The sequence below is a fragment of the Nocardioides perillae genome (assembly GCF_013409425.1).
GTDB classification, from domain to species: Bacteria; Actinomycetota; Actinomycetes; order Propionibacteriales; family Nocardioidaceae; genus Nocardioides; species Nocardioides perillae.
Window position 1 is genome coordinate 3,481,838 of the sequence record NZ_JACCAC010000001.1, and the last position, 21,287, is coordinate 3,503,124.

Here is a 21,287-nt window from a genome sequence, read left to right on the forward strand (position 1 = left end):
CTCCTCCCCGCCCCCGGCGAAGCATACGAGGGGGGTACCCCGTCGGGGGTCAGACCACGGCGCCGGAGTCCTCCGGGTCGCGCTGGACGCGCTGCTTCTTGACCCGCGACATCGGCGAGCGCTCCTGCAGGTAGGTCAGCAGCGGCGTCGCGGTGAAGGCCGAGGAGTAGGTGCCGACCACGAGGCCGACCAGCAGCGCGAGCGAGAAGTTGCGCAGCGAGTCGCCGCCCAGCACCGCCAGCGCCCCCAGGATGAACATCGCGCCGAGGCCGGTGTTGATCGTGCGCGGCATCGTCTCGATGCACGCCCGGTTGGCCATGGCGAGGAACGACTCGTCGCGGGAGGAGTACCACCGCTCGCGGACGCGGTCGAAGGTCACGACCGTGTCGTTGACCGACAGACCGATGATCGAGAGCACCGCGGCGAGGAAGACCGAGTCGATGGGCCGCTCGAGCCAGGCGAAGAGGCCGACGACGATGAGGACGTCGTGGGCCATGGCGGCCACGGCCGAGACGCCGAAGGTCCACTTGAAGCGGAAGGCGAGGTAGGCCATCTGCACCAGCAGCGCGATGCCGAAGGCGATCAGCGCCTTGTTGCGCAGCTCGGTGCCGAAGGAGGCGCCGATGGTCTCGTCCTGCTCGCGGACCGCTCCGCCGCCGGCCTCCGCGATCGCGGCCTCGATGGTGTCGGCCTCCTCGAAGGAGAGGTCGCCGGTGCGCACGGCGATCTCGCCGTCGTCGACGCGCTGGACCGTCGCCTCGGGGAAGCCCGCGTCGGCGACCGCCTCGCGGGCCTCGTCGGCGTCGACCGTCTCGGTGGTGGAGAACTGCAGCTGGCGTCCGCCGGAGAACTCGACGCCGAAGTTGAGGCCCTGCAGCGCGATGCCCGCGACGGCGAGCACGACGGCCGCCCCGGAGATGCCCAGGAAGAGCTTGCGGCGCCCCATCCAGTCGGGGTTGCGGCGCTCCAGCCACTGGCGCACGCGGCCGGTGGAGCCGATGCCGCTGAAGCCGGGGTGGCGGCGCACCCACGGGATCGCCACGCCGACCTCGGTCAGGACACGGGCGACGACGAGCGCCGAGATGAGCGAGGCGATGACACCGATGCTCAGCGTGACACCGAAGCCGCGGACGGGGCCGACCGCGAAGACGAAGAGCAGCGCGGCGGCGAGCAGCGTGGTCATCTGCGAGTCGAGGATGGCCGACCACGCCTTGTCGAAGCCGATCTTCAGCGAGCGGCGCAGGCCGGCCGAGCGGGCGCCCTCGAACTCCTCGCGGGCGCGCTCGAAGACCAGCACGTTGGCGTCGATCGCGAGACCGATGGCGAGCACGAAGCCGGCGAGGCCGGGCAGCGTCAGCGTGGCGCCGATGGCCAGCAGGGTGGCGTAGGAGATGAGGGCGTACGTCGTGAGCGCGAGCGTCGCGAGGAAGCCGACGAAGCGGTAGACGAGGACGATGAAGAGGCCGGTGAGCACCAGACCGATCACGCCGGCCTCGAGCGAGTCGTCGATGGCCTCCTGGCCCAGGGTCGGGCCGATCTGGCTGTTGGCGACGACCTCGACCGGCACGGGCAGGGAGCCGCCCTCGATCAGGTCGGCGAGCTCGGTGGCCTGGGCCTGGGAGAAGCCGCCCTGGATCTCGGTCGAGTTGCCGCCGATGCCGGCGCAGCCGACGCTCTCGGACATCGGCGGGCTGGAGATGATCTGCTCGTCGAGCACGATGGCCACCCGGGCCTGGGGCTCGGTGCGCGGGCGCGGGGTGCCGTCGGGCAGGCACGCGGCCTCGGCGGTGATCTGCTGCCAGGTGTTGCCGCCCTCCCCGTCGAACCCGATCTGCACGACGTAGTCGACGCCGTTCTGCGGGAGCTGGGCGCTGGCCTCGGTGACCTGGTCACCGGTGATGACGGTGGGACCGATCTCGAGGAACTCGCCGGGGTTGTCGGTCGGCAGCACCTGGTTGCGCTCGGCCTGCGGCTCGGCCTCGGGGCCGGGCACGGTGCGCACGACCTCGTGGATCGTCAGCTGGGCGGTGCGACCGAGGGTCTCCACCGCCTCCTGCTGGTCCTCGAGGCCGGGCAGCTCGACGAGGATGCGGTTCTCGCCCTGGCGGGCCACCGTGGGCTCGCTGACTCCGAGCGCGTCGACGCGGTTGCGGATGACCCCGAGCACCTGCTCGGTGGTCTCGGTCGTGACCTCGACCTCCTCGGTGTCCTGCAGCTCGAGGGTGACCGTGACGCCGCCCGAGAGGTCCAGGCCGAGCCGGGGCTGGACGTTGAGCGCGATCGCCGCGCACCCGGCCAGGAGGCCGAGGACGAGGACGAGCCGGAACAGGATGCCGCGTGACATGGGCGACATCCTCGCCGACGCGGGTCGGCCCCACGCAATCCGGGGTGGGGTCGTGACCGGGACGTGACCTCCCGGGTCGGTCGCGCCTCGGCGGCGGCCGGCCCGGGCGTCACGGCTCAGACGGCGAAGCCCGCCAGCTCCCCGGCGAGGTCGGCGTGGGCGCGACCGCGCACCAGGCTGCCGTCGGGGGTGTGCTCGAGGGAGTCGATCTCGGCCTGGCGGTGCAGCCGGTCGACCAGGTCACCGCGGGCGTAGGGTACCAGCGCGGCGAACTCGACGCCGGGCCGGGGCAGCTCGCCCTCGACGACGCGCCGCAGCTCGTCGACGCCCTCACCGGTCTTCGCGCTGACCACCACGAGGTGGGGCTCGCGCTGGCGCAGCCGGGCGATGACCATCGGGTCGGCCGCGTCGGCCTTGTTGACCACGACCAGCTCGGGCACCTGGTCGGCGCCGATCTCGGCGAAGACCTCGCGCACGGCGCTGATCTGGCCCTCGGGGTCGGGGTGGGAGCCGTCGACGACGTGGAGCACGAGGTCGGCGTCGGCGACCTCCTCCAGCGTCGAGCGGAAGGCCTCCACCAGCTGGTGCGGCAGGTGCCGCACGAAGCCGACGGTGTCGGACACCGTGTAGGTGCGCCCGTCCTCGGTGGTGGTGCGGCGCGTGGTCGGGTCGAGGGTGGCGAAGAGCGCGTCCTCGACCAGCACGCCGGCCCCGGTGAGGCGGTTGAGCAGCGACGACTTGCCGGCGTTGGTGTAGCCGGCGATGGCGACGCTGGGCACGGCGTTCTTGCGGCGCTCGTTGCGCTTGGTCTCGCGGGTGCCCTTCATCGCCGCCAGCTCGCGGCGCAGCTTGGCGATCTTGGTGTTGATGCGGCGACGGTCGGTCTCGATCTTGGTCTCACCGGGGCCACGGCCACCGATGCCCTCACCGCCGGCGACCCGGCCGCCCGCCTGGCGCGACAGGTTGCCGCCCCAGCCACGCAGGCGCTGCTTCATGTACTGCAGCTGCGCCAGCTCGACCTGGGCCTGGCCCTCCTTGCTCTTCGCGTGCTGGGCGAAGATGTCGAGGATCAGCGCCGTGCGGTCGACGGCCTTGACCTTGAGCTTGTCCTCGAGGTTGCGCAGCTGGCTCGGCGCGAGCTCGCCGTCGAGGACGACGGTGTCGGCGCCCGTGGCCTGCACGATCTCGCGCAGCCCCTCGACCTTGCCGCGACCGACGTAGGTCGCCGGGTCGGGCTTCTGGCGGCGCTGGTAGATCGCGTCGAGCACCTCGGAGCCGGCGGTCTCGGCCAGCAGGGCCAGCTCGGCCATGGAGTTCTCGGCGTCCTCGACGCTGCCCTCGGTCCAGACGCCGACCAGCACGACCCGCTCGAGGCGGAGCTGGCGGTACTCGACCTCGGTGATGTCCTCGAGGTCGGTGCGCAGGCCGCTGACGCGGCGCAGCTGGTGGCGCTCGGCGAGGTCGAGGTCGCCGGTGGTGAGCTCCTCGGGGTCGGGGCCGTCGGCGCTGACGACCTCGTGGTCGTCGCGGTCGGCGGCGTCGAGGTCGTCGTCGACCAGGTCGAGGTCGTCGTGACCGGTCCCTCGCGGGTCGTGGGCGGGGTGGTGGGCCTCGTCGTGGGCCTCGTCGTGGGCCTCGTCGTGGGCGTCGTCGTCCCAGCCGGCGGTGGCGCGCAGCTCGGCGTCGAGGGAGAAGTCGTGTGCGTGGCTCATGTGCTCCTCAGCGTAGGTCTGCAGGCTCAACGCGCGCGACCTGTTATCCATGCCCGTGTGGGAGAGGTACCCCGTCACACCCGTCTCGACGCCGGCCCGGCCGGCGCGACCGCGCTCGACGCGCTGGTCGCGGCGCTGCCGCGCCCCGCGCTGCTCGGCGTCGCCGGGGCCCCGGGCGCCGGCACGTCGACGTTCGCGGCGGCCCTCGCCGCGGCGTACGGCGGGGTGGTCGTGCCCCTCGACGGCTTCCACCTCGCCGACGTCGAGCTCGACCGGCGGGGGCTGCGCGAGCGCAAGGGCGCGCCGGAGACCTTCGACGTCGACGGGTACGCCGCGCTGCTGGCGCGGGTGCGCCAGCGGCGGCAGCTGGTCATGGCCCCCACCTTCCAGCGCGACCTCGAGCAACCGTTGGCCGGGGCGCTGCCGGTGCCACCCGGCGCGCCGCTGGTGGTGACGGAGGGCAACTACCTGCTGCTCGACGCACCGGGCTGGCGCGAGGCGCGGGCCCTGCTCGACGCGGTGTGGCACGTGCGGGTCGACGACGCGTTGCGCGTGCGGCGGCTCGTCGCCCGGCACGAGGAGTTCGGCAAGGCGCCGGCGGCTGCCCGGGCGTGGGTCGAGCGGGTCGACGCGCCGAACGCCGCGCTGGTCGAGGCGGCGTCGGGACGCGCCGACCTGGTGCTGGACCTCACCGACTGGGCGCCGCCGGCCCCTCGCTGAGCAGCGGCCTACTTCGCGGCCTACCTCGGGGGCATCCGGATGCCGCCGTCGACGCGGACGACCTCGCCGTTGAGGTAGGAGTTGGTGATCGTCTCGACCACCATCGAGGCGAGCTCGTCGGGCACGCCGAGGCGCTTCGGGAAGAGCACCGACTCGCCCAGCTTGGCCTTGAACGCCTCGGCGTCGGGGCCCTCACCGTAGATCGGGGTGTCGATGAGCCCGGGGGCGACGGTGTTGAGCCGGATGCCGACGGCCGCGAGGTCACGGGCGACCGGCAGGGTCATGCCGACGACGCCGCCCTTGGAGGAGGAGTAGGCCGCCTGGCCGATCTGGCCGTCGAAGGCGGCGACGCTGGCGAGGTTGCAGATCGCGCCCCGGCAGCCGTCGACGTCCGGTTCGTTGCGGCTCATCGCGGTGGCCGCGAGCCGGGTCACGTCGAAGGTGCCGACGAGGTTGATCGCGATGACGCGCTTGTAGGCCTCGAGGTCGTGGGCCGAGCCGAACTCGCCGTCGCGCCCGACCGTGCGCTGCGCCCACCCGATGCCGGCGGAGTTCACCACCGCCCGCAGCGGGGCGATCTCGGCCGCGGCGGTGACCGCCGCCTCGATCGCGGCGGTGTCGGTGACGTCCACGCGGGCGAAGACGCCGCCGATCTCCTCGGCGAGCGCCTCCCCGCGCTCGGCCTGCAGGTCGGCCACGACGACGGTCGCGCCCTTCGCGGCGAGCTGGCGTGCGGCGGCGGCGCCGATGCCCGACGCGCCTCCCGTGACGAGGGCGGATGCTCCGGTGATGTCCATGCCGCGGAGCATAGGGCGGCCCCGGAGGGTCGGGTCAGAGGGTCGTGGCGCCCCAGGAGTGGACGACGGCCGGGCCGGTGAGGAGGACGCGGTCGTCGGCGGTCCAGGTGATGGTGAGGGTGCCGCCCGGCACGTCGACGCGGTAGGCGAGGTCGCCGCCGCGGCCGTCGCCGGGGCCGGTGACGCCGTCGGCGAGGGCCGCGGCGACCATGACCGCGCAGGCGCCGGTGCCGCACGACCGGGTCTCGCCCGAGCCGCGCTCGTGCACGCGCATCGCGACGTGGCGCGGGCCGCGGCGCACGACGAACTCGACGTTGACGCCCTCGGGGTAGAGCAGCGGGTCGTGGGTCGGCGGCTCGAGCAGCGGGCCGACCGGCCCGGCCGGGTCGAGGTCGTCGACGAGCGCCACGGCGTGGGGGTTGCCGACGTCGACGTGGCGCGCGGCCCAGGTCGCGGGGCCGACCGACACCGCCGTCTCCCCCAGCACGCGGGCACGGCCCATGTCGGCGGTGACCAGCCCGTCGTCGGTGAGCGTCAGCAGCTTGGTGCCGGCGCGGGTCGCGACGGGGATCGGGGCGGAGGGGTCGGCCAGGCCCTCCTCGACGAGGTGGCGGGCGAAGACGCGCACGCCGTTGCCGCACATCTCGCTCATCGACCCGTCGGCGTTGCGGTAGTCCATCGTCCACTCGGCGTCCTGCCCGCGGGCGCCCGCGGAGACCTCGAGGGCGTCGTACGCCTCGGTGCGCACGACCCGCAGCACGCCGTCGGCGCCGATCCCGGAGCGGCGGTCGCACAACGCCGCGACCCGCGCGGCGTCGAGCTCGCCGTGCAGCGAGGCGTCGTGGTCGGGCAGCAGCACGAAGTCGTTCTCGGTGCCGTGGCCCTTGAGGAAGGGGTAGGGCGCGCTCACCGGTAGAGCCCCTCGGCGTAGGACGGGCCGTAGTAGCGGTCGAGCTCCTCCACCGGCGTGCCGCGCCGCTCGACCTCGGCCGCGATCACCGCGCGACGGGGGACGGTGCCGGTCGGGTCCCAGGTGGCGGGGTCCCACAGGCCGGAGCGCAGGAACGCCTTGGCGCAGTGGAAGAAGACCTCCTCGACGTCGACGACCAGCGCGAGCACCGGGCGGTGGCCCTGCACGACCATCTCGTCGAGGAACGGCGCGTCCGAGACCAGCCGCGCGCGGCCGTTGACGCGCAGGGTGTCGCCTCGACCGGGGATGACGAAGTGGAGCCCGACGTGCGGGTTGGCCAGCACGTTGCGGTAGCCGTCGGCGCGGCGGTTGCCGGGCCGCTCCGCCACGGCCACGGTCCGGTCGTCGAGGACCAGCGCGAGGGAGCCGGCCGGGTCGCCCTTGGGCGAGGCGTCGCACCGGCCGTCGGCGTCGGCGGTCGCGACCAGGCAGAAGGGCGAGGCGGCCAGCCAGGCGCGGTCGACCGGGAGCAGCCGGTCGCGGCCCTTCTCGCGGGCGAGCCGGGTGGGCTCGCCGAGCAGCGCGGTGAGCGTCGCGTCGTCGGTGACCTCGGTCCACCCGGACCGGTCGAGGGGCCGGTCGAGGGGCCGGTCGGCGGGCGGGTCGAGGGGCGGGTCGGCGACGGGTGCGCTCACAGCCCCACCGTACGCCGCGGGACGCCCCGGCCCGCCCGTGCGCTCAGCGCGGGCCGACCACGGCGTAGCGCGCCGCGACGAACGCGCGGTTGCGCTCCACCGACTCCAGGCGCAGGTCGAAGGCGCCGGGCAGCAGCGGCATGCCGGCGCCGAGGGTGACCGGCGCGATCGCGACCACGAGCGCGTCGAGCAGCCCCTCGGCGGCGAGGGCGGCGGCCACCCCACCACCACCGACGACCCACACGTCGCGCCCGTCGGCGGCGTCGACGAGCGTGGCGTGGAGGCGGCGCACCTCGGCGGCCGTGTCGGCGGTGGCGAAGGTCAGGTCCGCGCCCGGGACGCGCGGCAGGTCGCGGTGGGTCAGCACCCAGGTGGGCTGCGGGTAGGGCCAGCCCTCACCGGACTCCGCGAGGTGGTGGCGCACCCACTCGTAGGTCGAGGCGCCCATGACGAGAGAACCCACCCCGGCCATGAACGGCTCGTGTCCGCCCGGTCCGTCGGGGTCGACGTCCTGGCTCAGCAGCCAGTCGAGCGAGTGGTGCTCGTCGGCGAGGAAGCCGTCGAGGGTGGTCGCGGTGAAGTAGGTGGTCGCAATGCACGCATCGTGCACCCGGCCGCCGACAGGTGGGGCCGCCGTACGGGCGCAATTGCCCGGTTGTTGCCCGGTTACCGACGAGTAAGTGGGCGACAACCCAGCAATTGACCCTCAGAGCAGGGGACGGACGGCCTCGAGCGCCCGGGTGAGCCGGTCGGGGTCGTCCCACCGCACCCAGTGGATGCGCGGGTCCTTGCGCCACCACGACTCCTGGCGCCGCGCGAAGCGCCGCGTGGCGGCGACCGTGCGCTCGCGCGCCTCGTCGAGCGTCAGCTCGCCCCGCAGGTACGCCGCCACCTCGCGGTAGCCGATCGCCGCACCGGCCGTGCGGCCCTCCGCGAGCCCGTCGGCGAGCAGCCGCTCGACCTCCTCGACGAGCCCGCCGGCGAGCATCGCCTCGACCCTCCGCTCGATGCGCGCGTCGAGGTCGGGCCGGTCGATCGCGACGCCGACCTGCACGGCGGCGGGGTCGGCGTACTCCAGCCGGGGCAGCGAGGCGCTGAAGGGGCGCCCGGTGATCTCGACGACCTCGAGCGCCCGCACGACGCGGCGGCCGTTGTCGGGCAGCACCTGGGCGGCGGCCTCGGGGTCGACCTCGGCGAGCCGGCGGTGCAGCGCGGGGGCGCCGGCGTCGGCGAGCTCCGCCTCGAGGCGGGCCCGGACGGCGTCGTCGGTGCCGGGGAAGTCGAAGCGGTCCAGCACCGCACGCGTGTAGAGCGCCGAGCCCCCCACCAGCACCGGCACGCGCCCACGACCGCGCACCTCGGCGATCGCGGCGCGCGCCCACCGCTGGAACTCCGCGACCGACGCTGGCTCCCGCACCGACAGCAGGTCGAGCAGGTGGTGCGGCACCCCGCGCCGCTCGCTGACGGGCAGCTTGGCGGTGCCGACGTCCATGCCGCGGTAGACCTGCATCGCGTCGGTGTTGACCACCTCGCCGCCGAGCTCCAGGGCGAGGTCGAGGGACAGGTCGCTCTTGCCCGCGGCGGTGGGCCCGACCACCGCGACCACCGGCGGCACGCGGGCGAGGTCGCGGTCGGGCACGGCGCTAGTGTCGCAGCGACCCGAGCAGCCCGCCGCCAGGGCGGGCCGCGGACCGCGCGGAGGACCGACCACGTGAACCAGAAGCGCCACGAGACCGGCCACGAGAGCGACCTCGACGCCCCCACCCCGCCCGGAGGCCCGCAGCGCACCGACGCCGCCGACCCCGGCGCCACCACGCCCGGCGAGCCCGCGCAGGACCCCGGCCCCGGGGTGCACCGGGTGACCGAGCGGGAGGGGACCGGGGAGCCGCCCGCCCCCACCCACGACGACGCCCGCGACCCCTCGGGGCCCGAGACGGCGGCGCAGGAGGCCAACGCCGAGGAGTCGGAGTTCGGCGAGCCGTCGCAGTGACCGCGTCACCCGATCCGCTGGTCGACCCGCGCCACGGCCGGTTCACGCTCGTCCCGGCGTCCTACGTCTTCCTCCTGCGCGGCCCGGCCCCGGCGGCCCCGGGCGGCCCGCCGGCCGCCGGCACGCAGGTGCTGCTGCAGCTGCGCCGCGGCACCGGCTACATGGACGAGCACTGGGCGGCCGCGGCGGCGGGACACGTCGAGCGCGGCGAGACGGCCTTCGACGCGGCCCGCCGCGAGGCCGCGGAGGAGATCGACGTGCTCGACCTCGACCTCCGGCTCGAGCTCGTGCTGCACCGCACCCGCGGCGACCTGCCCGTCGACGAGCGGGTCGACTTCATCTTCACCGCGCGCTCGTGGACCGGTGAGCCGCGCGTCGTCGAGCCGGAGAAGTGCGCCGAGCTGCGCTGGGTGCCGCTCGACGCGCTCGACACGCTGCCCGGCCCGGTGGTGCCGCACGAGCGCGAGGCCCTCGCCCGCCTCGGCGGCGCCGAGCACTACGTGCCGCTCGGTTTCGCCTGACCCGCCCGACCGGCCGCCGCAGCGCCGGACGTGTCGGGCGCGTCACAGGTGGGTACGCACTCGAGGGGAGAGGGAGGAAGGGATGGACGTGCCAGACACGCAGGAGACCGAGGCGGTCCTCGGACCGCTGCCCACGATCAAGGCGGAGGAGCCCGAGCGCTTCCCCGGCGGCGCCGACTCGGTGGCCGACGAGGAGAAGTACGGCGAGATCCCGGACGCGCCGCTCGTCCCGGACGTGCCACCGGTCGACAACCCGGCCGCCGCCGACGCGCCCGAGGCCGTGACCGAGGACGACGACAAGCCGCAGGCGCCCACCGACGACGCCGACGAGGACCGCGAGGCCAACACGCCGGACGCCGACCAGGCCGCCGCCGAGGACGCCACGGGCGGCGAGCCCGGCGAGCAGGCCACGGAGCCCGAGTCGTGACGGGCGAGGCCGGTCACCAGCAGCACACCAACGTGCGCGACTCCTCTCCCGGCGAGCGGCCCGCGGCGGCCGACGGCGGGATGGGTGTGAGCAGCGAGCGCGTCGGCCACGCCGGCCCGGGCCAGGTCGGCACCGAGGGCGTGCGCGACACCTCGGTGGTCGACCCGGTCGCCGACGCCGACGCCCCGCCGGAGCAGCGCCCCGGCCTGCCCGAGCCGCACCCCGACGGCGTGCCCTCGCACGAGCTGCACCACCGCAACCCCGGCCACAGCGGCGGCGGCGGGGTCGGCGGCGGCTGAGGCGTCCGGCCGCGCCGACCGGGCGCGGGCGGGCCCGGGTCAGCCGCAGGCGGGCGCGGGCGGCAGCGGGGCGGGCACGCCGACCGTCGGCATGCCCAGCCCGACACCGGACGGCGCGGAGGGACCCGACGTGCGCCGCTCCCAGGCGTCGCCGGCGCGGGTCCGGCGCAGCGCGCGCACGGGCCCGTCGGCGACGAGGTGGTGCGGGGCGGCGTAGGTGACCTCGACGCTCACCACGTCGCCGGGTCGCGGCTCGCCGTCGACGCGGGAGAAGTCGGCCTCGAAGTGCACCAGCCGGTTGTCGGGCGCGCGTCCGGAGAGCCGCCGGGTGACGAGGTCCTTGCGCCCCTCCCCCTCGGCGACCATGAGCTCGAGGGTGCGACCGACCAGCGCCTTGCCCTCCGACCACGCGATCTCGTCGACCAGGGCGGCGAGGCGGCCGTAGCGCTCCTTGACGACCGCGGGCGGCACCTGGTCGGGCAGGTCGGCGGCCGGCGTGCCGGGGCGCTTGGAGTACTGGAAGGTGAAGGCGCTGGCGAAGCGCGCCTCGCGGACCACGTCGAGGGTGGCCTGGAAGTCCTCCTCGGTCTCGCCGGGGAAGCCCACGATGATGTCGGTGGTGATGGCGGCGTCGGGCATGGCGGCGCGCACCCGCTCGATGATCCCGAGGAACTTCGAGGACCGGTAGGAGCGCCGCATCGCCCGCAGCACCCGGTCGGAGCCGGACTGCAGCGGCATGTGCAGGCTCGGCATCACGTTGGGCGTCTCGGCCATCGCCGCGACCACGTCGTCGGTGAACTCCGCGGGGTGGGGGCTGGTGAAGCGGACCCGCTCGAGCCCCTCGACCTCGCCGCACGCGCGCAGCAGCTTCGAGAAGGCCTGACGGTCGCCGAACTCCACGCCGTAGGCGTTGACGTTCTGGCCGAGCAGGGTGATCTCGGTGACGCCCTCGGCGACGAGCGCCTCGACCTCGGCCAGGACCTCGCCGGGCCGGCGGTCCTTCTCCTTGCCGCGCAGGCTGGGGACGATGCAGAAGGTGCAGGTGTTGTTGCACCCGACCGACACGCTGACCCACGCGGCGTACGCCGACTCGCGGCGGGTCGGCAGCGTCGAGGGGAACACCTCGAGCGACTCGAGGATCTCCACCTGCGCCTCGTCCGCGACGCGGGCCCGCTCGAGCAGCACCGGCAGGGAGCCGATGTTGTGGGTGCCGAAGACGACGTCGACCCAGGGCGCACGCTGCGTGATGGTCTCGCGGTCCTTCTGCGCGAGGCAGCCGCCGACGGCGATCTGCATGCCCGGGTGCGCGGCCTTGACCGGCGCCAGGTGGCCGAGGTTGCCGTAGAGCTTGTTGTCGGCGTTCTCCCGCACCGCGCAGGTGTTGAAGACGACCACGTCGGCCTGCTCGCCGCTCGGCGCGGCGGCGTAGCCGGCGTCCTCCAGCAGCCCGGTGAGGCGCTCGGAGTCGTGCACGTTCATCTGGCACCCGTAGGTGCGGACCTCGTAGGTGCGCGGGGGGCGCCGGGTGGTCGTGGCGGCGGTGGTGGCGGCAGGCATGGCAGTCGCCAAGCGTACGGCGGTCAGTGCGGGTCGCGGGAATCGAGCGGTCAGGCCCCGCGGGCGCCCTCGCCACCCCGGTGCAGCCACCACCCGGCGGCGGCGAGCAGCACGGCGATCACCACGTAGCCCACCTCCCAGGAGACAGGACCGCCGAGGTCCTCGCGCAGCCGGTGCAGGCCGAGCAGCGCGTGGTTGACCACCCCGTCGAACAGCGTGAAGAGCCCCCAGCCGGAGACCACGAGGCCGAGGTGGAAGCGGTAGGAGGTCGACAGCGTGCCGCGGCGCCGGGCGTGCAGGGTGGCGGCCACGCCCGCCACCGCGACCACCCAGGCGACGGCGTGGAACACCCCGTCCCAGAAGGCGTGGGCCTCGAGGCCGGCGACGGTGTCGGTGGGGTAGCCCTCGACGTCGCTGACGAGGTGGTGCCACTGCAGCAGCTGGTGGAAGACGATGCCGTCGACGAAGGCGCCGAAGCCGACGCCGAGCAGGAGTCCCGGCACGCGGGTGGGTGCCCGGGTCACCGCGGGCGTGACGTCGTGGGCCGACGGGCTCGGGCTGCGGGTCACGCGCACCGGTGCCCCGCCGCGCCTCCCCCACACCCCTGCGGGCGGGTCACGATCGCGTCGCGATCGTGCTCCGGGGCGTCGCGTCGATGGCGGGGCGCGGCGCGGTGTGAGTAGGTTGCCTGCCATGACAGCCCCGCAGACCGGGTCGAGCCCGACGGCCCAGGGTGACGTGCTCGTCCGGATGGACCACGTCGACAAGTGGTTCGGTGACCTGCACGTGCTGCAGGACATCGACCTGTCGATCCACCGCGGCGAGGTCGTCGTCGTCATCGGGCCCTCCGGCTCCGGCAAGTCGACGCTGTGCCGCACGATCAACCGCCTCGAGACCATCGACAAGGGGGAGATCCTGCTCGACGGCCGGCCGCTGCCCGCCGAGGGCAAGGCCCTCGCGCAGCTGCGCGCCGAGGTCGGCATGGTCTTCCAGAGCTTCAACCTCTTCGCCCACAAGACGATCCTCGAGAACGTCACGCTCGGCCCCACCAAGGTGCGCGGGGTGAAGAAGGCAGACGCCGACCGGCGCGGCATGGAGCTGCTCGAGCGCGTGGGCGTGGCGCACCAGGCCGAGAAGTACCCCGCGCAGCTCTCCGGCGGTCAGCAGCAGCGCGTGGCAATCGCCCGGGCGCTCGCGATGGACCCGAAGGTGATGCTCTTCGACGAGCCGACCTCGGCGCTCGACCCCGAGATGATCGCCGAGGTCCTCGACGTCATGGTCGACCTCGCCGAGCGCGGCATGACGATGGTCGTGGTCACCCACGAGATGGGCTTCGCCCGCAAGGCGGGTGACCGCGTCGTCTTCATGGCCGACGGCGCGATCGTCGAGGAGGCCCCGCCCGAGCAGTTCTTCACGGACCCGCAGTCGGCCCGCGCCCAGGACTTCCTCGGCAAGATCCTCAACCACTGATCCGCCCGCGGCGGACCGTCGCCGCACCCCTGATCCGCAACCCGAAGACCCGTCGGCCGGGGGCACCGGCCGGGACACGAAGGAGAAGCAGGATGCGCACTCGCCACACCAGCCGCACGAGGGCCGCCGTCGTCGGCGCCGCCCTCGCGCTCACCCTCGCCGCCTGCGGCGGCGGCAGCGACGACACCCCCGACGTGGAGGTCGCCGAGAGCCCGGAGTTCGAGGCCGGCACCACCATGGCCGAGATCGCCGAGCGCGGCACCATGACGATCGGCACCAAGTTCGACCAGCCCGGCTTCGGCCTGCTCAACCTCGAGGACGTCCCCGAGGGCTTCGACGTCGAGGTCGCCAAGATCATCGCCGGTGCCATGGGCGTCGCCGAGGACGACATCACCTGGGAGGAGACCCCCTCCGACATCCGCGAGCAGGTGATCGAGGACGGCGCCGTCGACATGGTCGTCGCGACCTACACGATCAACGAGGAGCGCGCCGAGCGCATCACCTTCGCCGGCCCCTACTACGTCGCCGGCCAGATGCTGATGGTCAACGCCGACAACGAGGACATCACCTCGCCGGAGGACCTTGCGTCGAACCCCGACGCGAAGGTCTGCTCGGTCACGGGCTCGACGCCGGCGGAGAACATCCAGCAGTACCTCGCCAACCCCGACCAGCTCGTCCTCTTCGACGTCTACGACAAGTGCGCCGACGCCCTGAGCAACGGCCAGGTCGACGTGGTCACCACCGACAACGTCATCCTCGCCGGCTTCGTCAGCGAGTCCGACGGCGAGTTCAAGCTCGTCGGCGAGCAGTTCACCGAGGAGCCCTACGGCATCGGCATCGAGAAGGGCGACGTCGCCTTCTGCGAGTTCATCAACGAGACGCTGCAGGAGAACGAGGACGCCTACCTCGAGGCCTGGGAGGCCACCGCCGGGCAGGTCGAGGGCGCCGAGACGCCCGAGCTGCCCGAGCCCGCGCCCTGCGCCTGAGCACCACCTGACCGCGGTCGCGGCGCCCCCGCGGGGCGCCGCGACCGACCCAGCACCCGACCGCGAGGAGAGCCGGTGGAGGCCGTCACCGACAACCTGGACCTGTACTGGTCCGGGTTCCTGAGGTCCTTGGGCATCTGCCTGTGGGCGATGGTGGGCTCCCTGGCGCTGGGCACGGTCATCGCTGCCTGCCGCGTCTCCCCCGTCCCCGCGCTGCAGGGCTTCGGCGCCGCCTGGGTGACCCTGCTGCGCAACTGCCCGCTCACCGTCGTGCTGTTCTTCGTGGCCTTCGGGCTGCCCGAGCTCGGCATCAACGCGAGCTACTACGTCTTCGGCGTCGGTGCCCTGATCCTCTACACGTCCGCCTTCGTCTGCGAGGCGCTGCGCGCCGGCATCAACTCGGTCAGCGCCGGGCAGGCAGAGGCGGCCCGCGCCATCGGCCTCACCTTCACCCAGTCGCTCTCGACCGTCGTGCTGCCGCAGGCCTTCCGGTCGTCTGTTCCTCCGGTCGGCAGCGTCATCATCGCGATGTTCAAGAACTCCGCCGTCGTGGGCGCCTTCGGCGTCGGCCGCGACCTCTACAGCCTGAGCGAGCGGCTCACCAGCTCCCAGGGCCTCTCGTTCATCCCGGTGCTCACCGGCGTCGCGATCGGCTACCTCGTGATCACGCTCTCGGCGGGCGCCATCCTCGCCCTCGTCGAGCGCAAGGTGGCGATCGCCCGATGAGCACCTCCGTCCTCTACGACGCCCCCGGGCCTCGGGCCCGCCGACGCTCGCGCATCGGCACCGCGATCGCGTTGCTCGTCCTCGGCACCCTGGTGATGCTCGCCGTGCTGCGGCTCGTCGACCGCGGCCAGTTCGACTACGAGCTGTGGGCGCCGTGGATCGACCCGAGCACCGACGAGTTCCCCCTGGTCTGGGGGTTGGTGGGCGACGGCCTGCGCGCGACGCTGGTCGCGGCCGCACTCGCCATCGCCTTCTCGCTGGTCGTCGGCGTCGCCCTCGGCACGGCCCGGATGATGCTCGGGCGCGCCGGTCGCGTGCCCGTCATCGCCTTCATCGAGCTCTTCCGCGGCCTACCCGTGGTCATCACCCTCGTGATCGTCTGGCGCTTCTTCGAGGAGCTCGACCTCGACATCTCGGCACTGCCGGGCGAGGACGGCCTGTGGTACGTCGTGATCGGCCTGACGCTCTACAACTCGGTCATCATCGCCGAGATCCTGCGCGCCGGCGTCGCGTCGCTGCCGCGCGGGCAAGGCGAGGCGGCGATGGCCGTCGGCATGACCCGGTGGCAGGTGATGCGCACCGTGCTGCTGCCGCAGGCCTTCCGCGTCATGCTGCCGGCCCTGGTCAGCCAGCTGGTGGTCATCCTCAAGGACACCTCGCTCGCAGCGCTGCTCGCCTTCTACACCGAGCTGCTGCGTCGCGGGAACCTGATCGCGCAGAACCTCGACAACCCGATCCAGTCGCTCTTCGTCGTGGGCAGCATCTTCATCCTCATCAACTACGCGCTGTCGCGGGTGGCGGTGTGGCTCGAGCGACGACTGAGCCGCTCGCGCGGCAGCGACGCGGCGGTCAAGGCCGCCGAGCAGGCCGTGCCCGCCACCTGACGTCGCCCACGTGACACCCGCACGCCCCGGTCGTTGACCGGGGCGTGTGCACGTCCGGCTCCTGCGCCCACGCCGACCCGACCGCCGCCGCCCTCGAGGAGCGGCGGACGACGCGGCGCGGGCTGCTGCTCGCCGGCGCCGCCACCACGACGTACGCCGCGCTGGCGACGGTGGCGCCCGCCGCTGCGGGCACGACGTCCACGCGTGTGTTCACCGGCCGGTTCACCGGCCTGCCCGGCGAGGCGGACTGGCACTACCTGCCGGTGCGGGTGCCGCGGGGGGTGCGCGCGCTGGAGGTGTCCTACTCCTACGAGAAGGTCGAGACGCCGGTCGGCTTCAGCGCGAACGTCGTCGACGTCGGCCTCTTCGGGCCGGCCGGCACGGCGCTGGGGCGCGAGCGCGGCTTCCGCGGCTGGTCGGGCGGTGCCCGCACGTCCTTCCGCGTCGGGCGCGGCGGGGCGACACCGGGCTACCTCGCCGGACCGGTGACCCCGGGCACCTGGCGGGTGGCGCTGGGGCCGTTCGCGGTGGTGCCGCCGGGGGTCGACTACCGCGTCGAGGTGCGGCTCGTCCACGGCCCACCGGAGCGGGCCGAGCGCCCGCGGGTCGCGCCGACGGCGGTGCGCGGCACCGGGCCGGGGTGGTACCGCGGCGACCTGCACACCCACACCGTGCACTCCGACGGCCGGCGCACCCAGGCCGACCTGGTGCGCGAGGCGCGGGCGGCCGGCCTGGACTTCGTGTGCTCCACCGAGCACAACACCTCCTCGGCGTCGCTGACCTGGGGCCGGCACGCGCCCGACGACCTCCTGGTGGTGCAGGGCGAGGAGGTGACCACGCGTGCCGGTCACTGGCTCGCGCTGGGCCTGCCGGCGGGGAGGTGGGTCGACTGGCGCTACCGACCGGCCGACGGGCAGCTCGACCGGTTCGTCCAGCAGGTGCGCGCGCTCGGCGGGCTGGCGGTCGTGGCGCACCCGCACGCGCCGACGCCGGGCGCGACGTGGGGCTTCGGGACCGGGCCGGGCGACTGGTCGGGGATGGACGCCGTCGAGCTCGCGAACGGCCCCTGGACCCTCGACGACGAGGTGACCCTCGCGGCGTGGCACGCGCAGCTGGTCGCCGGCCGCTTCGTGCCGGCCGTGGGCAGCTCGGACTCCCACCACCCGGGCCAGCCCGTCGGGCGCGCGCAGACCGTCGCGTGGCTCCCGACGCTCTCGACCCGTGCGGTGGTCGCGGCACTGCGCGCCGGGCGGTGCTGGCTCGCCGAGTCGTCGGCCGTCCAGCTCGCGCTCACCGCGCGGCTCGGCACGCGCACGGCGGGGATCGGCGAGGCGCTGGGGGCGGGCGCGGCCGACGTGGTCGGCGTACGACTCGAGGTCGGGGGCGTGCCCGGCTGCCTCGCGCAGGTCGTCGGACCGGCGGGTCCGCTCGGCGGGGCGGTGACCGACGCCGACGGGCGCGCCGCGGTCGCGCTGGACCTGCCGGCCGGGCTGGTGCCCTTCGTGCGGGCCGAGGTGCGGCGCCTCGACGGCGCGCCGGTGGCGAACCCGGTCCAGGGCGTGCCCGGCCTGGCCGTCGTGGCGCTGACGAACCCGGTCTGGCTCGGGGTCAGGCCGACCGGGCCTGCTGCGCGGCCGGGGCGGGACGCTTCTTCGGGGTGACCCAGAGGCGGATGGTGCCCTCGACCACGACCGTGCCGTCCTCGCGGGTGCCGTGCACGCGGACGGCGACCTCGCTGCCGGTGTCGGCCAGGCCCGTCCACTGCTCCGGGTCGGTCTGCGCGACGCAGGTGACGTCGGTCGTCGCCTTCGCGGTGTAGCGGACCTCCATGGCCTGCGGGATCCAGCGGCGGTCGGCCGGGATCGTCGCCTCGGCCAGCGCGCCCATGACCGCCTCGAGGCCGTTGCACAGCGCGATCGCGTGCACGGTGCCGAGGTGGTTGTGCACCCCGCGGCGCTTGCGGATCACCAGCTCCGCGCGGTGGGGCTCGAGCACGGTGAAGCGCGGGCGGATGGTGGCGAAGTAGGGGGCCTTCTGGCTGAACGCGAAGGAGAAGACGCGCGCACCCAGCGGCAGCGGCGACAGCTTCGTCCACATCGACAGGACCTGGCTCATGCGCCGTAGGTTACTCGTCGGTAACGTCGAGCGCCAGCCCTCGTCCCCGGCGGCGTCGACGGCGTCGGACGACCGCGCGCCGTCCGCTGGCAGGATGCCGGGGTGGGCCCAGCACCTCGACGCAGCCGGATGACCGCGGGCGAGCGCCGCGACCAGCTCGTGCAGGTCGCCCGTGCCCTCTTCGCCGAGCGCGGCTACGACGGTGCGGCGGTGGAGGAGGTCGCGGCCCGTGCGAGCGTGAGCAAGCCGGTGGTCTACGAGCACTTCGGCGGCAAGGAGGGGCTCTACGCCGTCGTCGTCGACCGGGAGGTGACCGACCTGCTCGCCCGGATGCGCGCCGCACTGGTGGGCCGTGGCCGCGAGACCGTCGAGAGCGCCGCCCTGGCGCTCCTGACCTACGTCGAGGAGTCGCCCGACGGCTTCCGCATCCTGGTGCGCGACAGCCTGCCGGGGTCGGCGTCCTTCCAGACCATCATCGCCGACGTCGCGTCGCGGGTGGAGGGCATCCTCACCGAGCAGTTCCGCCGCGGCGGCCTCGACCCGGGGCTGGCCCCGATGCACGCCCGGATGCTCGTCGGCATGGTCGCCACGACCGGCCAGTGGTGGCTCGACCGCCGCGAGCCGGCCAAGGAGGTCGTCGCCGCCCACCTGGTCAACCTCGCCTGGAACGGCCTCGGCGGCCTCGAGCGCTCCCCCCGCCTCGGCGCGGACCCGGCCGCCGGACCGCACCCACCCCGGTAGTCCGCCACACCTCGGCCCTCGCGGCACGCCGGGAGGGCGGAGGTGTGCCGGACTACCCCAGCGGGGCGCGGGCGACCACGAAGACCCGCCGGAACGGCAGCACCACGACCTCCCGGCCGGCGACGACGCGGGCGGGATATGCCGCACGCAGCCGCCGCTTGCACTCCTCCTCGAACCCCCCGCGTAGGTCGGCGGGCAGCGCCTGCAGGGTCGGGCGGGCGCCCGTGCCCGACACCCAGGTGAAGACCGGGTCCTGGCCCGTGAGCACGTGCAGGTAGGTCGTCTCCCACGCGTCGACCTCGCAGCCGAGGTCCGCGAGCTCCGTGAGGTAGTTCGCCGCGTCGTGGGCACCGACGTGCGGCGCGTGCGCCACGTGCGCGGCGTACGGCGCCTCCGCGGCGAGGTCGCGCAGCAGCCGGTGGCTGGGGGCGTCGTGGTTGCCCGGCACCTGGAACGCCAGCCACCCACCCGGCGCGAGCGCCCCGACGAGGGCGGGCAGCAGGGCGAGGTGGTCGGGGAGCCACTGCAGCGTGGCGTTGGAGACGAGCACGTCGACGCCGGCGGCCGCGGCCGGGCCGGCGAGCCAGTCGCGCAGGTCGGCCACCTCGAAGCCGACCTCCGGCACGTCGGCCCGTGCGCGGGCGACCATCTCGGCGCTTCTGTCGACCCCGCGCACCTCCGCCCGGGGCCAGCGCTGCGCCAGCAGGCGGGTGAGGCCGCCCGGCCCGCAGCCGAGGTCGACCACGCGCCCGGGTGCGGCCGCGCCGACCCGCGCGAGCAGGTCGACGAAGGGCCGGCCGCGCTCGTCGGCGTACGCCAGGTAGCGCTCGGGGTCCCAGGTGTGGGCGGCAGGGGCCCGGTCGGGCCGGGGCGGGAGGCTCACCCCGCCATCGTGCGTCGCAATTGTCTTGACGTCAAGATTCTTGACGTGGCCTACGATGACGGCATGCGGGACGAGGTCGACGAGCTGGTCGAGGCGTGGGCGCGCGAGCGCCGCGACCTCGACCTCGCCCCCGTCGAGGTCTTCAGCCGGATCAGCCGGCTGGCCCGCCACCTCGACCTCGCCCGCCGCCAGGCCTTCGCCGAGCACCGCATCGAGCTGTGGGAGTTCGACGTGCTGGCCGCGCTGCGGCGGGCGGGCGCGCCCTACGAGCTGTCGCCGGGACGGTTGCTGCGCGAGACGCTCGTGACCAGCGGCACCATGACCAACCGCGTCGACCGGCTCGCCGCGCGCGGGCTCGTCGAGCGGCTGCCCGACCCGCGCGACCGCCGCGGCGTGCTCGTGCGGCTGACCGCCGAGGGCGGGGAGACCGTGGACAACGCCTTCGAGGCGCTGCTCGACGCCGAGCACGCGCTGCTGGCCTCGCTGCCCGCCGACGACCGCGCCGCGCTGGCGGGACTGCTGCGCACGCTGCTCGCGCCCTTCGGCACGGGCCCGCGCGACTGAAGCGCTCCCCGCGGACGGGGCGGCTCAGGCGGCCACGTCGGCGGTGACCAGCAACCGCTCGACGGCGCGTCGGCCGAGCGCGACGTGCTCGCGGGTCCGGGAGAAGTCGACCATGCGCGTGCCGAGGTCGGGGGCGCGCAGGTGGTGGACCTCGACGTCGAGGCCGAGGTCGGGCAGCGCGCGCACCCGCATCGCGACCCCCAGGCAGGCGACCAGCACGTGGATCGGGGAGCGCGACGGCACGGGTCGCACGGGCACGCTCGCGTCGAGGACGAAGACGCGCCGCGGCACGACGCCCCCCACCGGGTCGGCGGCGAGGTCGACGACCCCCGTGACCGGCACGAGGTCGGCCACCCCGCCGTCGACGTGGGCCGCGTGCGCACCCGTCTCGGTGTCGCGCAGGACGACGGGGTCGAAGATCGCGGGCAGGGCCGCAGAGGCCAGGAGCAGCTCGGCCAGCGGCCCGCGGCGGTGGTAGACCGCGGCGCCGGTGTCGAGGTGGGTCGTGACGACCCGCAGCGGCAGCGGCAGGTCCTCCACCCGCGGGGCCGGCAGCCAGTCACGCACCAGCCGGGCGAGGCCGTCGGCGGAGTAGAGCGACGCGTGGTGGCGCGCGAGGTGGCCGAGACGCCCGAGCGTGCCGCCGGGGAAGACGTCGCGCCGGGTCAGCCGCTCCCAGCGCTCCTCCAGGGCGGCGACGCCGTCGAGGGTCGCGTGCCCCGCGACGTACGCCGCGTTGAGGGCGCCGACCGACGTGCCGACGAGGGCGGCGGGCCGGATGCCGGCGTCGAGCAGGGCACCCACCATGCCGACCTGGACGGCGCCGCGGGCGGCGCCCCCCGACAGCACGAAGACGTCGCCCCGGGGGCGGTCCGCCGCGAGGTGGGGCTCGGGCTGCAGCAGGCTGGTCATCGCGGGCCTCCTCGGGGGCGTCGGTCGAGCGGGG

The 21,287-nt window shown here is 74.6% G+C and carries 24 protein-coding genes; 12 read left to right on the forward strand and 12 right to left on the reverse strand.

The window, feature by feature from the left end:
* Nucleotides 1-49: 49 nt before the first annotated feature.
* A complete protein-coding gene (gene secD / locus BJ989_RS16375; RefSeq protein ID WP_179519119.1) occupies nucleotides 50-2,344 on the reverse strand; it encodes a protein translocase subunit SecD in 2,295 nt (764 codons plus the stop codon).
* 116 nt (nucleotides 2,345-2,460) lie between these two features.
* Complete coding sequence (gene hflX / locus BJ989_RS16380; RefSeq protein ID WP_246283457.1) at nucleotides 2,461-4,056, reverse strand: GTPase HflX; 1,596 nt, start codon at nucleotides 4,054-4,056, stop codon at nucleotides 2,461-2,463.
* Between the two features lie 57 nt (nucleotides 4,057-4,113).
* Between hflX and BJ989_RS16385 the strand changes: the two genes are divergently transcribed.
* Complete coding sequence (locus BJ989_RS16385; protein ID WP_343049454.1) at nucleotides 4,114-4,776, forward strand: nucleoside/nucleotide kinase family protein; 663 nt, start codon at nucleotides 4,114-4,116, stop codon at nucleotides 4,774-4,776.
* Between the two features lie 20 nt (nucleotides 4,777-4,796).
* On the opposite strand, the gene BJ989_RS16390 is transcribed toward BJ989_RS16385, so the two are convergent.
* The 5 genes from BJ989_RS16390 to miaA form a co-directional block, all read right to left on the reverse strand.
* The gene (locus BJ989_RS16390; RefSeq protein ID WP_179519120.1) at nucleotides 4,797-5,573 is read right to left on the reverse strand and encodes an SDR family NAD(P)-dependent oxidoreductase; all 777 of its coding nucleotides are present in this window, start codon (nucleotides 5,571-5,573) and stop codon (nucleotides 4,797-4,799) included.
* A gap of 34 nt (nucleotides 5,574-5,607) precedes the next feature.
* Nucleotides 5,608-6,483, reverse strand: coding sequence for a diaminopimelate epimerase (dapF, locus tag BJ989_RS16395; protein WP_179519121.1), 876 nt, complete (start codon nucleotides 6,481-6,483; stop codon nucleotides 5,608-5,610).
* The gene (locus BJ989_RS16400) at nucleotides 6,480-7,178 is read right to left on the reverse strand and encodes an MSMEG_1061 family FMN-dependent PPOX-type flavoprotein (RefSeq protein WP_179519122.1); all 699 of its coding nucleotides are present in this window, start codon (nucleotides 7,176-7,178) and stop codon (nucleotides 6,480-6,482) included. Before BJ989_RS16400 ends, dapF begins: the two co-directional genes overlap by 4 nt.
* Nucleotides 7,179-7,221: 43 nt before the next feature.
* Nucleotides 7,222-7,788 (reverse strand): dihydrofolate reductase family protein, encoded by a 567-nt coding sequence (locus BJ989_RS17950; RefSeq protein ID WP_343049456.1) that lies wholly within the window; start codon nucleotides 7,786-7,788, stop codon nucleotides 7,222-7,224.
* Nucleotides 7,789-7,884: 96 nt separating this feature from the next.
* The gene (miaA, locus tag BJ989_RS16410; RefSeq protein ID WP_343049457.1) at nucleotides 7,885-8,817 is read right to left on the reverse strand and encodes a tRNA (adenosine(37)-N6)-dimethylallyltransferase MiaA; all 933 of its coding nucleotides are present in this window, start codon (nucleotides 8,815-8,817) and stop codon (nucleotides 7,885-7,887) included.
* A gap of 72 nt (nucleotides 8,818-8,889) precedes the next feature.
* On the opposite strand from miaA, the gene BJ989_RS16415 reads away from it, so the two are divergent.
* The 4 genes from BJ989_RS16415 (at nucleotide 8,890) to BJ989_RS16430 (ending at nucleotide 10,415) form a co-directional block, all read left to right on the forward strand.
* A complete protein-coding gene (locus BJ989_RS16415; RefSeq protein ID WP_179519123.1) occupies nucleotides 8,890-9,168 on the forward strand; it encodes a hypothetical protein in 279 nt (92 codons plus the stop codon).
* Entirely contained in the window at nucleotides 9,165-9,689 is a 525-nt protein-coding gene (locus BJ989_RS16420; protein WP_343049458.1) for an NUDIX domain-containing protein, read from the forward strand. Before BJ989_RS16415 ends, BJ989_RS16420 begins: the two co-directional genes overlap by 4 nt.
* Nucleotides 9,690-9,777: 88 nt before the next feature.
* Nucleotides 9,778-10,116: a hypothetical protein gene (locus BJ989_RS16425; protein ID WP_179519124.1), complete on the forward strand. Its 339-nt coding sequence runs from the start codon at nucleotides 9,778-9,780 to the stop codon at nucleotides 10,114-10,116.
* On the forward strand, nucleotides 10,113-10,415 hold the full coding sequence (locus BJ989_RS16430) for a hypothetical protein (protein WP_179519125.1): 303 nt from the start codon (nucleotides 10,113-10,115) through the stop codon (nucleotides 10,413-10,415). The genes BJ989_RS16425 and BJ989_RS16430 overlap by 4 nt, the downstream gene beginning before the upstream one ends.
* Before the next feature lie 39 nt (nucleotides 10,416-10,454).
* Here BJ989_RS16430 and miaB read toward each other — a convergent pair whose 3' ends face one another.
* Nucleotides 10,455-11,972 (reverse strand): tRNA (N6-isopentenyl adenosine(37)-C2)-methylthiotransferase MiaB, encoded by a 1,518-nt coding sequence (miaB, locus tag BJ989_RS16435; protein WP_179519126.1) that lies wholly within the window; start codon nucleotides 11,970-11,972, stop codon nucleotides 10,455-10,457.
* A 50-nt stretch (nucleotides 11,973-12,022) separates the two neighbouring features.
* Nucleotides 12,023-12,541 (reverse strand): DUF2243 domain-containing protein, encoded by a 519-nt coding sequence (locus BJ989_RS16440; RefSeq protein ID WP_218848854.1) that lies wholly within the window; start codon nucleotides 12,539-12,541, stop codon nucleotides 12,023-12,025.
* Nucleotides 12,542-12,722: 181 nt separating this feature from the next.
* Here BJ989_RS16440 and BJ989_RS16445 point away from each other — a divergent pair, with 181 nt between their 5' ends.
* From BJ989_RS16445 to BJ989_RS17955, 5 genes are all read left to right on the forward strand, one after another.
* Complete coding sequence (locus BJ989_RS16445) at nucleotides 12,723-13,442, forward strand: amino acid ABC transporter ATP-binding protein (RefSeq protein ID WP_246284487.1); 720 nt, start codon at nucleotides 12,723-12,725, stop codon at nucleotides 13,440-13,442.
* Nucleotides 13,443-13,534: 92 nt separating this feature from the next.
* Nucleotides 13,535-14,428: a glutamate ABC transporter substrate-binding protein gene (locus BJ989_RS16450; protein WP_179519129.1), complete on the forward strand. Its 894-nt coding sequence runs from the start codon at nucleotides 13,535-13,537 to the stop codon at nucleotides 14,426-14,428.
* A 75-nt stretch (nucleotides 14,429-14,503) separates the two neighbouring features.
* Nucleotides 14,504-15,154, forward strand: coding sequence for an ABC transporter permease subunit (locus tag BJ989_RS16455; protein ID WP_179519130.1), 651 nt, complete (start codon nucleotides 14,504-14,506; stop codon nucleotides 15,152-15,154).
* Complete coding sequence (locus tag BJ989_RS16460) at nucleotides 15,151-16,038, forward strand: amino acid ABC transporter permease (protein WP_179519131.1); 888 nt, start codon at nucleotides 15,151-15,153, stop codon at nucleotides 16,036-16,038. Before BJ989_RS16455 ends, BJ989_RS16460 begins: the two co-directional genes overlap by 4 nt.
* Nucleotides 16,039-16,082: 44 nt before the next feature.
* Nucleotides 16,083-17,699 carry a CehA/McbA family metallohydrolase gene (locus BJ989_RS17955; protein ID WP_179519132.1) on the forward strand — a complete coding sequence of 539 codons (1,617 nt, stop codon included), beginning with the start codon at nucleotides 16,083-16,085 and terminating at the stop codon, nucleotides 17,697-17,699.
* Here the strand turns inward: BJ989_RS17955 and BJ989_RS16470 are convergent.
* Nucleotides 17,647-18,153, reverse strand: coding sequence for a hotdog fold domain-containing protein (locus BJ989_RS16470; protein WP_179519133.1), 507 nt, complete (start codon nucleotides 18,151-18,153; stop codon nucleotides 17,647-17,649). The two genes, BJ989_RS17955 and BJ989_RS16470, sit on opposite strands and share 53 nt — an antisense overlap.
* A 129-nt stretch (nucleotides 18,154-18,282) precedes the next feature.
* Here BJ989_RS16470 and BJ989_RS16475 point away from each other — a divergent pair, with 129 nt between their 5' ends.
* Nucleotides 18,283-18,894 (forward strand): TetR/AcrR family transcriptional regulator, encoded by a 612-nt coding sequence (locus BJ989_RS16475; protein ID WP_179519719.1) that lies wholly within the window; start codon nucleotides 18,283-18,285, stop codon nucleotides 18,892-18,894.
* A gap of 52 nt (nucleotides 18,895-18,946) precedes the next feature.
* Here the strand turns inward: BJ989_RS16475 and BJ989_RS16480 are convergent, their stop codons facing one another.
* Nucleotides 18,947-19,777 carry a methyltransferase domain-containing protein gene (locus BJ989_RS16480; protein ID WP_179519134.1) on the reverse strand — a complete coding sequence of 277 codons (831 nt, stop codon included), beginning with the start codon at nucleotides 19,775-19,777 and terminating at the stop codon, nucleotides 18,947-18,949.
* A 63-nt stretch (nucleotides 19,778-19,840) separates the two neighbouring features.
* On the opposite strand from BJ989_RS16480, the gene BJ989_RS16485 reads away from it, so the two are divergent.
* The gene (locus BJ989_RS16485; protein ID WP_179519135.1) at nucleotides 19,841-20,341 is read left to right on the forward strand and encodes a MarR family winged helix-turn-helix transcriptional regulator; all 501 of its coding nucleotides are present in this window, start codon (nucleotides 19,841-19,843) and stop codon (nucleotides 20,339-20,341) included.
* Nucleotides 20,342-20,365: 24 nt separating this feature from the next.
* Here the strand turns inward: BJ989_RS16485 and BJ989_RS16490 are convergent, their stop codons facing one another.
* Nucleotides 20,366-21,253 carry a patatin-like phospholipase family protein gene (locus BJ989_RS16490; RefSeq protein ID WP_179519136.1) on the reverse strand — a complete coding sequence of 296 codons (888 nt, stop codon included), beginning with the start codon at nucleotides 21,251-21,253 and terminating at the stop codon, nucleotides 20,366-20,368.
* Nucleotides 21,254-21,287 lie beyond the last annotated feature (34 nt).